The 14,229-nt window shown below is 63.4% G+C and carries 11 protein-coding genes; 6 read left to right on the plus strand and 5 right to left on the minus strand.

Features of this window, described 5'->3' with window-relative positions:
* Positions 1-566 precede the first annotated feature (566 nt).
* Positions 567-1,529: a 2-hydroxyacid dehydrogenase gene (locus tag Q4F91_RS10035; protein ID WP_303337304.1), complete on the plus strand. Its 963-nt coding sequence runs from the start codon at positions 567-569 to the stop codon at positions 1,527-1,529.
* 51 nt (positions 1,530-1,580) lie between these two features.
* On the plus strand, positions 1,581-2,435 hold the full coding sequence (locus Q4F91_RS10040; protein WP_303337306.1) for an NADPH-dependent 7-cyano-7-deazaguanine reductase: 855 nt from the start codon (positions 1,581-1,583) through the stop codon (positions 2,433-2,435).
* A 1,694-nt stretch (positions 2,436-4,129) separates the two neighbouring features.
* Here the strand turns inward: Q4F91_RS10040 and Q4F91_RS10045 are convergent.
* Positions 4,130-5,500: a transposase gene (locus Q4F91_RS10045; RefSeq protein WP_303337308.1), complete on the minus strand. Its 1,371-nt coding sequence runs from the start codon at positions 5,498-5,500 to the stop codon at positions 4,130-4,132.
* Positions 5,501-6,024: 524 nt separating this feature from the next.
* Here Q4F91_RS10045 and Q4F91_RS10050 point away from each other — a divergent pair.
* The gene (locus tag Q4F91_RS10050) at positions 6,025-6,585 is read left to right on the plus strand and encodes a superoxide dismutase family protein (protein WP_303337310.1); all 561 of its coding nucleotides are present in this window, start codon (positions 6,025-6,027) and stop codon (positions 6,583-6,585) included.
* Between the two features lie 125 nt (positions 6,586-6,710).
* Here the strand turns inward: Q4F91_RS10050 and mmuM are convergent, their stop codons facing one another.
* The 3 genes from mmuM to Q4F91_RS10065 form a co-directional block, all read right to left on the minus strand.
* Positions 6,711-7,664 (minus strand): homocysteine S-methyltransferase, encoded by a 954-nt coding sequence (mmuM, locus tag Q4F91_RS10055; protein WP_303337312.1) that lies wholly within the window; start codon positions 7,662-7,664, stop codon positions 6,711-6,713.
* A gap of 342 nt (positions 7,665-8,006) precedes the next feature.
* Positions 8,007-8,828: a MetQ/NlpA family ABC transporter substrate-binding protein gene (locus tag Q4F91_RS10060; protein WP_303337313.1), complete on the minus strand. Its 822-nt coding sequence runs from the start codon at positions 8,826-8,828 to the stop codon at positions 8,007-8,009.
* A 512-nt stretch (positions 8,829-9,340) separates the two neighbouring features.
* Complete coding sequence (locus tag Q4F91_RS10065; RefSeq protein ID WP_303337315.1) at positions 9,341-10,156, minus strand: MetQ/NlpA family ABC transporter substrate-binding protein; 816 nt, start codon at positions 10,154-10,156, stop codon at positions 9,341-9,343.
* 252 nt (positions 10,157-10,408) lie between these two features.
* Between Q4F91_RS10065 and Q4F91_RS10070 the strand changes: the two genes are divergently transcribed.
* The 3 genes from Q4F91_RS10070 (at position 10,409) to Q4F91_RS10080 (ending at position 12,842) form a co-directional block, all read left to right on the plus strand.
* A complete protein-coding gene (locus Q4F91_RS10070) occupies positions 10,409-10,561 on the plus strand; it encodes a hypothetical protein (protein WP_303337317.1) in 153 nt (50 codons plus the stop codon).
* Positions 10,562-10,791: 230 nt separating this feature from the next.
* Entirely contained in the window at positions 10,792-10,983 is a 192-nt protein-coding gene (locus Q4F91_RS10075) for a hypothetical protein (protein ID WP_303337319.1), read from the plus strand.
* Between the two features lie 134 nt (positions 10,984-11,117).
* Positions 11,118-12,842: a hypothetical protein gene (locus tag Q4F91_RS10080; RefSeq protein WP_303337321.1), complete on the plus strand. Its 1,725-nt coding sequence runs from the start codon at positions 11,118-11,120 to the stop codon at positions 12,840-12,842.
* Positions 12,843-12,942: 100 nt separating this feature from the next.
* Here the strand turns inward: Q4F91_RS10080 and Q4F91_RS10085 are convergent, their stop codons facing one another.
* Positions 12,943-14,151 carry a bifunctional 3,4-dihydroxy-2-butanone-4-phosphate synthase/GTP cyclohydrolase II gene (locus Q4F91_RS10085; RefSeq protein ID WP_303337322.1) on the minus strand — a complete coding sequence of 403 codons (1,209 nt, stop codon included), beginning with the start codon at positions 14,149-14,151 and terminating at the stop codon, positions 12,943-12,945.
* Positions 14,152-14,229 lie beyond the last annotated feature (78 nt).

The following is a 14,229-nucleotide window of genomic DNA, read 5'->3' on the forward strand; positions in this document are numbered from 1 at the left end:
AAAAAAGAAAACCGCCCGTCATCGGTCGAGGACGGGCGAGGCTTGCTGAGGTCTCGGGACGGATGTCCGGCGACGTCGGGTATGTCTGCGAACAGTGCGCGATAAGGACACACCTTCACGACGGTCAGCCTGACGGGCGGATTATATCGGCAAGCCCCTCCCCGTAGTAACCCGAATTGTTTCAGATAAATTCCGATTGTCGCCCCGGGCGGAACACTGTGTTTACGCGGCGGGAACAGGGCGGGGAAAACGGCCTGAACGCCGGTGTCACGGGGTAATTTTCAAAGGACGCCGGGATAGGATCAGATCTGTCGCAGGATGAGGAATGCCTGACACGCCGGGTGTCCAAAATTCCGCGGTTACCATCAATTCCTCCCTCCCCGTGAAAACCCGAAGCATTGCGGATGACTTTTGACTTTCGCCTGATGGGGAGCCTGTGTGTCCACGCGAATGGAATGAGGCGGCAAAAGAGGCGGGGAGGCGCGGCAGGCGTTTCCAGAGGCGGGATTTCCCGTATAGACTTTTCAGACCGTCTTCCGTCACCGCTTTTTCTTCGAGGTGCTCCCATGCGCAACAACCGTCCGCTCCTTTTGAGCCTCATCTCCACGAAGTTCGACGTGCCGCCCTGGTTCGCGAAGTTCGCCCCCTTCTGCGAGGTGCTCTCGAAGGATCAGCTCACCGCCGCCGAGTTCGCCGAGATCGCCCCGCAGGTCGACATCCTGCTCGGCGCCTCGAACCTGAAGGCCGGGAAGGAGGAGCTCGACCTCTACCCGAACCTCAGGATGGTGGCCGTGCACGGCGTCGGCTACGACGGCTATGACATCCCCGAGATCGCCCGCCGCGGGCTTTACTGCTCGAACACCCCGGACGTGCTCTCCGAGGACGTCGCCGACTTCGCCATCGCGCTCATGCTCGGCATCACGCGCCGCATCGGCGAGGGCGAGGCCTTCGTGCGCGCCGGCCGCTGGCCGAACGAGCCCTTCCCGCTCGGCCGCCGCATCGCGGGCAAGCGCGTCGGCATCGCCGGCCTCGGCCGCATCGGCCGCATCGTCGCCCAGCGCTGCGAAGCCTTCCGCATGGAAGTGGGCTACACCTCGCGCTCCCCGAAGGACGTGCCCTGGCAGCGCTTCGAGAACGAGGTCGAGCTCGCCCGCTGGGCGGACGTGCTGATCGTCGTGATCCCCGCGACGCCGGAGACCTTCCACCTCATTGACGCCAAGGTGCTCGAGGCCCTCGGCCCCGACGGCTTCCTCGTCAACATCGCCCGCGGCGCGCTCGTCGACTCCCAGGCGCTCATCAAGGCGCTCGAGGAAAAGAGAATCGCCGGTGCCGCGCTCGACGTCTTCGAGCACGAGCCCAACGTGGAGCCGGAGTTCTTCCCGCTCAAGAACGTTCTTCTCGCCCCGCACCAGGGCTCCGCGACGGTCGAGACCCGCGCCATCATGGAGGACCTCGTCGTCGAGAACGTCCGCCGCATGCTCGCGGGCGAGAAGCTCGCGACGCCGATCCCCGGCACGGAGAAGGCGTGAGGCGTGCATAATGCGCGTCCGCTGACATCCATATAGAGGAGACAAGTTCCGATGCCCGTACTCATGCCCGAACCCAAGGGGACGAAGCTCGGCCACGCGACGAGCTACGCCGACGCCTACTCGCCCGAGCTGCTGACGCCGATTCCGCGCAGCCTCGGCCGCGATGCGATCGGGGACCATGACTTCACGGGCGCGGATCTCTGGCGCCTCTATGAGTTCTCCTGGCTCAATGCCCGGGGGCTCCCCCAGGCGGCCGCGGTGGAGCTCACCGTCCCGGCCTCCACGCCCTCGATCATCGAATCGAAGTCCTTGAAGCTCTATGCGATGAGCTTCGCGATGACGCGCTTCGAGGGCGGGGACCAGGGTCGCGCGGCCGTGACGGCCGCCCTCGCCCGTGACCTCTCGGCCGCCGCCGGCGGCCCGGTCACGGTGGCGCTCCACCCCGAGGGCGAGTGGGCCACGCAGGTCTCGGCCATGCCCGGCGTCTGCCTCGAGAAGCTCTGCCCGGAGACCGCGTGCGACACCTTCGAGGTGGCGCCCGAGCTCCTCGAAGCCGAGGCACAGCCCGCTGGTGAAGAGGTTCACTACATGACGAACCTCTTCCGCTCGCTCTGCCCGGTCACGGGCCAGCCTGACTTCGCGTCGGTGTCGGTCAAGTTCCGCGGCAGCGGCCCCGCGCCGGCGTCGTTGCTCAAGTACCTCGCGAGCTACCGCTGCCACAGGGGCTTCCACGAGCAGTGCGTCGAGCAGATCTTCCATGACCTGAGGACGCGCTTCGCGCCCGAGTTCCTTGAGGTGCAGGCCGCCTTCACCCGCCGCGGCGGCATTGACATCAACCCGCTGCGCGCGAGCCTCCCGGCCGCGGAATACGCCGCGGAGCGCTTCCCGAGGGAACTGAGGCAGTAAGCCTGAGAGAGCACCGGCACAACTGGAGGCGGATCTCCGACGAGGGGATCCGCCTTTGCTTTGTCCGCCGAATCTCCGTTCCTGCGGTGCTGAAGCCTCGAAGACGATTACGGATCCAACCCGTCACTGAAATTTCCCGGACTTCTGACCAGGGAGGGAATCAGGCATTCGGAAAGTTCTGCATCGATTTGAAAGTGTTCCCCTGACGCGACAGATCCGGTGTCCAGAGGAATGTCACCGAGCTTCGGAACCGGAAACCGGTACAGCTTTCGGGCTGAATTGTCAATACGGGAAAGTTCCTGTTTAATGATTTTTCAAAGATTTCTTTAGGTTCCGCGATTTCTGAACGACCGTTCTAGGAAAGAGGACGGCAAGGTTGCCCGGGATCAACAACCGAGGCGGAGCCGGGGGCGAAAATGACTTGTGAACGGCAGATCGCCCGAAGGAGTTAAAGGACCGAACAGAGACTCCGAGGGCTGAAAAAAAAGGAGGCCGTTCACTCATTCAAAACAGGCGCACTCGCGGCGTGTAGCGAAGCGTTTGCTGACCGTTTCACCACCGGCCGGATGTGTACCGACGATCTTCCGCCGGGGCGGCGTGTCCCCGATCACGCCTTCCGGAGGGGCGGAAGCTTCAGAGACCGGCGCTCCCCCGCAGCGAGGAGCGCCATTTTTTAGGTCGCCGTTCGCCGGTGCGCCCCCGCAGTCGCTCCGCCCGGCGACTGCCCGGGCGCAGAGCTGATCCAAAAAACGAGGCTGACGGTTGCCCGCAGCCTCTGAAGATTGCCTTTGTCCTGATGCCGATGGGCATTGGCTGGCAAATGGACCGTCCGTGTGGCGGACTTCCGGTTTCACTGCCTGCTCCCGGATCGCACCCGTTGAAAAACGAATGCACCCGCGAGGCTCACGGCTCCGCCGGCTTCGCAGCTCTTCCCGAGGGAGAGCGCTGGTTCGGGCCGTCCCGGCCCTACCTTGCTGAAAGCGCCCGGCCGAGCGCTTCCCGCTGTGCAGATTGTCTGGGTGGCCCCGGGAGCAGCGCTCTCGAAGCTCACATGCGGATTGCCGCTCCACTGCCTGACCCATGATGGGCATAGGATGGCAGATGAGCTGTCCGACTGGCGGACTTCCGGCTTCGCAGCCTGCTCGCGGATCGCACCCGACTTGAAACGAATGCATCCGCAAGACTCACGGCTCCACCGGCTTCGCAGCTCCCCAAAGGAAAGCGCTGGTTCGGGCAGCCCCTGCCCTACCGTAGAGACCTGTGCCCGCGGACACCTGACCCAAAAGCCCGTCGTCCGCGTGCACTCCGAATTTGGTTCCGGGCAGACAAACGCTCCCCGGAGGAGTCATCCTCTTGCCGATCCCCATTCACCATGGGCATAGGATGGATGATGAGCTGCATCGCCGACAAGGGCGAGGCTTCCGGCTTCGCAGCCTGCTCGCGGATCGCACCCGACTTGAAACGAATGCATCCGCAAGACTCACGGCTCCACCGGCTTCGCAGTTCTCCCCAGGGGAGAACGCTGGTTCGGACCACTCCGGTCCTACCTTGCATTGAACGGATCCCGGTCTTTCGACTCAGAAATAGCGTTCATTGAGTGAACTGAATTCTAGCATGTTCTTCCGATAGTTTGTCAAGATGTGTTCATATTTTTGATCTATTGATCGACATTCCAAAATCATGGCAATAGGGCTTTACTCACCCGACGCCTTCCTCTGTTCGACAGAAGCTTCGCCGGGGCTGTCGCTGACATTCGCGGGGGTGATTTCGTCATCGAAAAGCGACGCGGGCTCAGGCTGGTCGGCCGCCTTTTTCTTCTTTGCCATACGCATCGTGCGTTTCTTCGACTTGGTCTTCACCTTGTTCGTGAGCACCATCTCCACCGCGCGCGCGGCGATGTTCATCGCCGCCACCTGGTCTGCGGAGAGACTGTGATCCGCATTGAACCCGCACTCCGGGTTGACGCAGGCGAAGAGCGCCTGCTTCGGGCGGTTCTTCGCATCAGCCGTGCCGCACACCGGGCAGGTGACCGAGGTTCCCCGGGGCGGGACGGTCACGACGAGCTTGCCGGCACGCTCGGCCTTGTAGACGGTGAACTTCAAGAGCTTTCCCCAGATGCTCAGATAGATACCGCGGTTGAGCGTCTTCTTGAACGCCCGCCCGTTCCTGATCGCCTTGCCGTTTTTGTTGAACTTCGGCTTCGGTGCACGGGCCATCTGCTCGGCGAGGAGATCCTCAAAGCCGATGAGGAGCGTCGCCGGATCAGACACCAGCTTGTGCGAGACCTGATGCGCGAAATTGTCACGGACGTTCGTGCCGTAGCGGTGAGTCTCGTTGAGCTTGAGTTTCGTCTTGTACCACCCGTTGCTGCCGAACTCCTGGCGCGCGAGTTTCTTCTGCAGCGAGACCTGGTGCCGACGCTTGCCGCGCATGCGGGTCTTCTCCACACGCGAGATGCGGAAACCTTCCTCCTGGGTCTGGAGCGGCGTGACGACGCCGCGGTCGCACCCCTTGGTGCCGGCCAGGAGTTCCTCGCGAGGCTTCATGGCGAGCCGCACAGCCATCTCCTCCTTCGTTTCGCGCTTTTCCTTCGGGAGTTCGTCAGGCAGATCCTGCGCGAAGGACACGGAGAGATGCCGGCCGTGCGTCTTGATCCAGATCGACTTCGGCTCCGTCCAGTCACGGTGGGCATTGACGATGATGCGACCGCCGTACATGGTCTGCGTGCCGAAGGTGATCATAAAGCGATTGCCCTTCATCGGCAGGATCGTGTAGAGCTCCGGCACCAGCCAGAGCGTACGGTCAGCGGCCTTGATCCGCTTCTCCACCGGGCGGTGCGAGAGCCCGGCCATCGCGTTCTTGACGCTGCGGTAGAACATGGTCGCCCCGATGCGAAACACCTGCCGCGGGACACCCTCCATCCACTCAAGATGAAGGTCCGTCGTGAACGGCTCGTAGATCAGATGCGCGTACTTCTGATCCGGCGGATCCGGCTCGCATCCCGCCATCTTGGCGAGATGGTAGCTGTAGATGTGCCACTGGACCTTCGAGTTGTAAATGGTCATCTGAGCCGCCGACCACTTCAGGAAATTGCTCTCCGAAGCCTTGTCGGCGAACCTGGCTGGAAATTTTCTTCCGGTAGGCATGGTTGATCCTCTGTTTCATTTTTTTGAATCATATCAATACCAACTCAAATAAGTCTACATATATTTTTTTGATCCTTTGATCCTCAACTCGGGTAAAAGTACGTCGTTGTGATCCTTTTGTCGCAACCGAAGAAATGGGGACCCTGCATTTCCGCAGAGTCCCCGGTTATGGTCGGAGCCGGTGAAGTTTCTCCTGAGGAGGCTCGCCAGCCATTTTCACGGGTGAAGCAGCCCTCGCGCGCCGCGCCCACGAGCCTCGAGATCTCCTCAATGTCGAGCTGCAACCGTGTGTGCGTCCGATCGCTATTACTATGATTTTCCTAAGTTATCCAAAAGTCCTACGCCTATCGGAACGATAGAAAAATTTATCTCCAACCCGTTCCCTATTGTATTCAGCTATCGGGTAGCCTTCTGTCATCCAAACAAAACAGAGGAGAATTCCTATGAAAAAGCTTGCCGCCGCCGTCGTTTCCGCCGCCCTGCTCGCCGCCGCCGGCGCCGCGTTCGCTGACGCCGATCAGACGAAGCTCTACGACCCGATGTCCGCCCCTGAGAAGGTGGTCATCTCGATCGACCTCCTCGGCAAGGACGGCAACAAGGCCGTCGGCCAGGTCGTCGCGGTGACGACGCCCTACGGCGTCGCCTTCTACCCGAACCTGAAGGATCTCGCCCCGGGCATGCACGGCTTCCACATCCACCAGAACCCGGACTGCGGCGCGACCGACGCCGGTCTCGCCATGAAGGCGGGCGGTCACTGGGATCCGGAGAAGAAGGGGCAGCACTCCTTCCCGTGGTCCGATGACGGCCACAAGGGCGACCTTCCGAGCCTCTACGTCGCCCATGACGGCACCGCGAACACGCCCGTCCTCGCTCCGAAGATCAAGAGCGTCAAGGAGCTCATCGATCATTCCGTCATGATTCACGTAGGATCCGACAACTACCACGACCATCCCGCCAAGCTCGGTGGCGGCGGTGCCCGCCTCGCCTGCGGCGTGATCAAGTAAACGACAGGTTCTGTTTACCGAAGCCGAAAAAAAGGGGAACCCGCATTTCTGTGGATTCCCCTTTCTTGATCAGGGCCAGTGAAGCGCCGAGTGCGGCGCTTCGCCGGCCATTTTTCAGGGCGTGATCAGCCCTCGCGCGCCGCTCCCACGAGCCTCGAGATCTCCTCGATGTCGTGCGGGAGCGTGCGGCAGCAGCCGCCGATGCAGACCGCGCCGGTCTTCTCCCAGAGCGGAACGAAGTGGCTCCAGCCCTTGGCGTGCGGACCGGCGGCGTGCCAGGTCTTCGTCACCGGGTCATAGGTCTCGCCCGAGTTCGGGTAGACGACGAGAGGCTTCTTGGTGTGGGCGCGCATCTTGAGGAGCGCCTCCTCCACCCACTCGCGCTTCACGCAGTTGAGACCGAAGGCCTCGACCTGGGGATTCGCGTCGAGCACCTTCGCGAGCGTCTCAAGATCCGTGCCGTCCGGCATCTTCCCGTCCTTCAGCGTGACCGTCACCCAGCAGGTGATGTCGCGGTTCTCGATCATGCCGAGAAGCGCCTCGATCTCGTCGAGCCTCGGCTGGGTCTCGATCGCGATGATGTCCGAGCCGCCGTCAATGAGCGCATTGAGGCGGAGTTCGTGGAACTTCACGTACTCCTCGCGGGTGAGCGAATAGTTTCCCGTGTACTCGCTGCCGTCGGCGAGGTACGCGCCGTAGGGACCGATCGCGCCGGCGATGATGAGATCGCCCGGCTCGACGTCCGGGTGCTCGAGCAGGTAGTCGTTCTTGGCCTCACGTGCGAGCTCGGCGCTCTTGCGGACGTACTCGCGGGTCTGCTCGGGCGGGAAGCCCTTGGCGGCGAAGCCCGCCTCGGAGGCCTGGTAGGAATCCGTGATGGCGGCGTTGGCGCCGGCCTCGAAGTACTGGCGGTGAACCTCGCGGACGAGATCGGGACGCTCGATGAGCGCACGGGCGCTCCAGAGCGAATCGTTCAGGACCATGCCGAGGGACTCAAGCCCCGTGGACATGGCGCCGTCAATGATGAGGGCGCCGCGGCGGTCGATGATGTCCTGCATGGGATGCCGGGTCGGAATCATATGTTTCCTCTTTCTGCGTGCCGCCCGTCCGGTGCAGCTTCTTCAGACATCAGGCGGGCGCGGTCATTTTTCTTTCTGTGCCTGTCGCTCAGGCAATCCGGAGCAACTCGCAGAAGTCTAGCGCGGCGAAGCGCATACGACTTCAGGTCTATTTTGACCAAGGGAAGCGAGGATTGCCGCGGCAGCGGAGCAGATCCTCCCCGGGAACCCCGGCTTCAGATCAGCAGTGATGCACGTCACGCCAGCTGAATGCACAACGCCCGGGGCACTGTGTGCCTCGGGCGTGCGGGAGGAGCCTCCGGCGCGCTCCGCTTTGAGGGAAGCGCGCCTCTCAGACGTGGATTACTTGATCCAGGCCGGAACGATCTGGCCGTTGAACTTGCCCTTGATGAACTCGGCGACTTCCGGGCTCTGGTAGTACTTGATAAAGGCCTGAACCTCGGGGCTCTGGACGTTGTCCGGACGCGCGGCGATGATGATCAGCGCGAACTCGGCTTCCATCGATTCAAAGTAGAAGCCCTGCTTCTTGACGTCGAGACCGCCGGAGACGGCGTAGTTCATCGGGACGCAGGCGACGTCAAGATCCTGAATGGAGATCGGGAGCTGGGCGGCCTCAAGCTCGACGATGCGGAGATTCCTCGGGTTCTTGGCGATGTCGAGCGGGGTCGGGAGCGCGGGGGCATCGTCGGCGAGCGTGATGAGACCCGCCTTGGCAAGGAGGATCAGCGCGCGGCCGCCGTTCGACGGATCATTCGGGATCGCGACGCGGGCGCCCTTCTCAAGCGACTCGAGCGAGTGGAACTTGTTGGAGTAAAGGCCCATCGGCTGGACGACGGCGGGAGCGGCGACCACGAGGTCGGTGCCCTTGTTCTTGTTGAAGCTCTTCAGGAACGGGGCGTGCTGGTAGACGGCGATGTCGAGCTGCTTCTCGGCGAGCGCGGTGTCCGGCGTGATGTAGTCGGTGAACTCGACGACCTCGACCTTGAAGCCGTTCTTCTTCGCGACCTCGGAGGCCTTCGTGACGATGTCGGCGTGCGGGCCGGCGGTGACGGCGACCTTGACGGGCTTGAGATCGGCGGCGAACGAGGTGAGCGGCGTCGTGAAGGTGACCGCGGCCACGGCGGCAAGGGTCAGGGCGGTCTTGATAAGGGTGCGCTTCTGCATGATGGGTGTCCTTGAAATCTTTGCGTTAAGTGTCGCCTTCGCTCTTTGGAGAGAGATGAGATGAGCGAGGCGAGGCTGCTGCGGCGGGCACTTCCGTTCGTGGTGGGCTGCTCACGACCCGGGGCCTCATGCCGCGGAGAGTGTCTGTTCCGGGATCCGCGATCGCCGGTCAGGGAATTCTGCCCTGTGACATTCACCGTCCGCCACTGTCATTTGCAGGGGTCGTGGTAATACCTCAACGTGAACCTGCACTCTTCTGTAGAAAAAGTGCCGCTTTCAGCGGCGGAAAGCACCGAAAACCGCCTTCAGACCGCGTTTTCCGGTCCTAAAACGCCAGGCGACATCAGAACGCACCCGCCCGGCGACATAAAAACACACCCACCCCGAGGCAGACATGACGCGCGTTTTCCAGACAGCAGAAAGCCCGGCCTGCCGCGAGAGGACAAACCGGGCGCTTTCCAGACGCTGCGCCGCCCGTGTATCACAGGGTCAGCGCAGTCCAAGGCAATGGGTTACTTGACCCAGGCCGGGCGGATCTGGCCGTTGAACTTCGTATTGATAAAGTCCGCGACCTCCGGGCTCTGGTAGTACTTGATAAAGGTCTGCACCTCGGGGTTGTTCACGTTGTCGCGGCGGGCTGCAATGATCATCAGCGCGAACTTCGCCTCGCGGGACTCGAAGTAGAAGCCTTGCTTGTGCACGTCAAGGCCGCCCGAGACGGCGTAGTTCATCGGGACGCAGGCGACGTCGAGGTCCGCGATCGAGATCGGGAGCTGAGCGGCCTCGAGCTCGACGATGCGCAGCTTCCTCGGGTTCTCGGCGATGTCGATCACAGTCGGGAGCGCCGGCGCATCCTTGGCGAGCTTGATGAGGCCGGCCTTGTCCAGCAGGATCAGCGCACGGCCGCCGTTCGACGGATCGTTCGGGATGGCGATCTGAGCGCGCTGCGGGATGCTCTCGAGCGAGTGCACGCGGTTCGAGTAGAGGCCCATCGGCTGCACGACGGCCGGCGCGGCGACAACGAGATCAGCGCCCTTGTTCTTATTAAAGGACGTGAGGAACGGCTCGTGCTGATAGACCGCGATGTCGAGCTGCTTCTCGGCGAGCGCCGTGTCCGGCGTGATGTAGTCGGTGAACTCGACCACTTCGATCTCGAAGCCGTCGCGCTTCGCGACCTCGGCGGCCTTCGTGACGATGTCGGAGTGCGGGCCGGCGGTGACGGCCACCTTCACCTTCCTCACCTCGGGAGCCGCGAAGACGGCGGCGGGCGAGACCGCGGCGACGGCGGTGAGGGTGAGAGCGGATTTGATGAATGCGCGTTTCTGCATGATGTCTGTCCTTTCCATTCAGTGCGGCCAGGTCCCCTGAAGTTCAACCGGAAGCGGGACGGCCGGCGGGCGGCGGAGGTCTCCGATCCCGGTGGACTGCTCGGGATCCGGAGGGGCTCAGGTGCCGCGGATTGTTCTTTTCCTGCCGGATCCTCGATCCGGGGATGACAAAAATTCTGCTCCTCGCTGGTCAGTCCGCGACAGATTCCTTCCGGTAATACCTCAACGAACCCAAGGGTCTCATTGAGAAAAATGAGACTGACCGCCCTTCTCTCCCACATCCTCACGCTCGTAAACCGCGGCGCGGTCAACTGCAGCATCTCGGGCGAACAGATCGCCGTGCAGCTCGACACCGGCAAGACCAAGGTCTTCAAGCCCAACGGCGTCTGCATCCGCACCTTCTGAGGCCGACGGTGACGCGGCAATCTCCCCGAGTCACCTGCGTCAGAACGGGACCTTCATCCCTCCGCTCTCCTCTAGAATTGAGCATCCGGTCCGGGGGACCAGCCCCGGACCGATCCCCGATACAAACAAGGAGTCAGACCATGGGCCTCATGAGCATCATCCGCAGCGGCATTGCCTCCATCCGCGACGCGGGCAGCGGCGGCTGACGGCGCACCCTGAGCGGCAACGCCGTGGCCACGGGCTGCGACGACGCGAACGACGTCGCCGTGGTCGTGCAGCGCGACGGCTCCGCCCGCCTCTACTCGGCCTCCCGCGGCACGATGCTCCACACGCTCTGCACGCGCGGCGCGGTCGCGATCCAGTTCGAGAACGGCACCACGCGCGTCTACAACTACAGCGGCGCGGTCATCCGCACGTTCTGAAGCGCTTCCTTCCCCGATGCATACGACGGGGAAGGGTTTTCCCTGAATCGCCCGTATACAGGCGCTTCCACCTAATTACGTATGTACACGTACGGACTCCGGGAATAAACTCCCGTACGATCCCGGAGCCCGCCATGACAACCTCACCCCTCACTCACATCCCCGCCCCCGCCGAAGTCAGGAACTTTCCCGACGACAACCCGAAGGCGAAGATCGTCTCGGACCGCGGGCGGCTGAGGGTCGTGACGCGCGAGTACTACTGGGACACGGAGGCGAAGCGCGGCAAGGAGCGCAGGAAGTACATCGGCTACATCGTCAACGGCGCCTTTCTCTCGAACGACGAGTACCACAAACACCTGCAGGCCGGGGGCGAGAAGTGCGCGAGCACGGTCCGCCCGACGCCGAAGCCTTCGCCGGCCGCGCGGCCCTCGAGGCGCGTGATCGCGGGCGGTCTGCCGCTCCTCCACACCGTGGCGATCGAGACCGGACTGATGGACGACCTCGAGAAGGCCTGGAACCGCGACGCCGCAGGCGTGATCCTCTCGGCCGCGGCGCAGCTTCTTCTCACGGGCAGCCAGAGCCCGAGGCTCTTCGAGAGCTGGCAACAGAACCGGCTGCTCCCGCTCAGATACCCCGTGTCCGCGACCGAGATGAACCGCATCCTCGTCACGGTCGCGTCGTCACAGGAGTCGCGCCGGAAGTTCTTCGCGGCGCGCGCCGCACGGCTCGGGAACGAAAAGCGCATCGAGATTGACGTCACCGACGCGGTGCGCGTCGTGCGCACGCCCTCGGGCGGCATCGTCCGCGACATCTTCTGGAGGCAGACGGGCCTCGTGCTCGAGACCGGCCTCACGTCGGGCGTGCCGGTGAGCTTCCACATCCCGCCGGGGAAGCTCACGAACGTCGCGTCGCTCCCCGACTTCTTCCCGTCCTCGATGACCGGGAACGTCCTGCCCGCCGTCATGGGCGAGGAGCACTTCTCCTGGGAGCTCGCCGAGAAGCTCTTCGACCAGGGGCGGCCTGCGCTCCTCTGGACCGACCACGAGGATCCCGTGATCCGCGAGGTCATGAAGAAGGCGGCCGACGAACTGACGAAGAGCGCGCACAAGATCCCCGGCACGGACTGCTTCGGCATGACCGTCGAGGTGAACCGGCCGACCAAGATGGGCAGAAAGCGCATGGTGCCCGTGCACATCTTCCTCGACCAGGCGCTGAGAAGCGAGGCGATGAAGGCGCTCTTCGGGAGCATCGAGACATTTGAGGCCGACTGGAAGGAAGGCAAGGCGAGCTCCGCGACGCGCAAGGCGCTGATGAAGAGCCCCTTCCTCAAGTTCCACGAGGTGTACCTGGGCGAGGACGGCATGTATTCGTTGAAACGCCTCGACGACATGATCGACGCGGTGACGCCGGGCCTCGGCGTCTTCGCCGTCGTCTCGACCAAGCCTTGTGAACCCGCGGAGGTGCTCTCGGCCTATCGCTCGGCGGAGCTGATCCGCAAGTGCTTCCGCCCCGAGAACGCCGTCTTCGACCCGGACGTCAATCCCTCGCACCTCGAGCGCATCGTCACGGGCCGCTTCATCGTGAGCTTCGTCGCGCTCACGATCGCGACCGACGTCGCCCGCCGTCTCGAGGCCGCTTTCCCGAGGATCTCGCCCGTCGGCCACGGCTGGCAGCGCGGGCGCGACTCGCAGAGAACCGCCGTGGAGCTGCGCCACCAGTTCGACACCGTGACGCTCTGCCGCTTCGAGAAGAGCGGCTGGCAGTGGGAGGGCGTCACGGACGCCCACAAGTCGCTCGCCGCCGCGCTGCGGATCCCGCGGATCTTCACGGCGCTCCCGATCTGGGGTCTGCCCGGCTGACCGGCCCCGCATCACAGCCGCACCGAAGAAAAACGCCTTTCCCCCGTCAGAGAGAAAGGCGCTTTGCTTCAGAGGTTCAGAACCCGCAGGCTCCGGAATCTCACTCCTCGTCGAGCTTGAGGAGATGGCCCATGCGCTCCTGCTTCGTCTTCAGGTAGAAGCGGTCGTACTCGGTCGGGGCCTCCTCGAGCGGAACGCGCTCGGAGATGTCGATGCCGAACTCGGAGAGCTGGTCGAGCTTGTCGGGGTTGTTGGTGAGGAGCCTGACGCTCTTCACGCCGAGCGCGCGGAGGATCTGGGCGGCAAGGTAGTACTCGCGCTCATCGCCCTCGAAGCCGAGCGCGAGGTTCGCCTCGAGCGTGTCCATGCCCTGCTCCTGGAGCGCGTAGGCGCGCAGCTTGTTGATGAGGCCGATGCCGCGGCCTTCCTGGCGCATGTAGAGGAGAACGCCGCGGCCCTCCTTCTCGAGCTGCGTCATCGCGGCGGCGAACTGCTGGCCGCAGTCGCAACGGAGCGACCCGAACGTGTCGCCCGTGAGGCACTCGGAGTGCACACGGCAAAGCACGTTCTCGCCGTCGCCGAGATTGCCCTTGACGAGCGCGACGTGGTGCTCGCCCGTGATGCGGCTGACGAACCCGTGGGCCATGAAGTTGCCGTACTTGGTCGGCATCTTCACCGCGGTGACGCTGTCGACGAGCTTCTCGACGCGCTTGCGGTAGCGCTGGAGCGCCTTGATGGTGATGAACTTGAGCCCGAAGCGCTGCGCGAGCTCGGCCAACTCCGGCGCACGCATCATCGTGCCGTCGTCGCGCATGATCTCGCAGCAGAGACCGACTTCCTTCAGGCCTGCGAGACGGCAGAGGTCGACGGTCGCCTCGGTGTGGCCGTTGCGCTCGAGCACGCCGCCCTTCTTCGCGCGCAGCGGGAACATGTGGCCCGGGCGGCGGAAGTCGGAGGGCTTGGCGTCGTCGGCGGTGCAGGCGCGGGCCGTGACGGCGCGCTCGACGGCGGAGATGCCGGTCGTCGTGCTCACGTGGTCCACCGAGATCGTGAAGGCCGTGCCGTGGTTGTCCGAATTGTGCTGGACCATCTGCTTGAAGCCGAGCTTCTCGCAGTACTCGGTCGACATCGGCATGCAGATGAGGCCCTTGCCGTGGGTCGCCATGAAGTTGAGGTGCTCGGTCGTCGCAAACTCCGCCGCGCAGATGAAGTCGCCCTCGTTCTCGCGGTCCTCGTCATCGGTGACGACGATGACCCGTCCCTCACGGAGGGCCTGGAGCGCGTCCTCAACGGAGTCGTAATGAATCATGACTTTTCCTTCAGCAATAAATTCGGTTCTTCGCTGTTAAGAGTGGGTTGATCTGAGGCTACCACCTTCGGGTAGTAG

Origin of the sequence: Sutterella sp., assembly GCF_030539355.1 — a bacterium.
In the GTDB taxonomy this organism is placed as follows: domain Bacteria; phylum Pseudomonadota; class Gammaproteobacteria; order Burkholderiales; family Burkholderiaceae_F; genus Sutterella.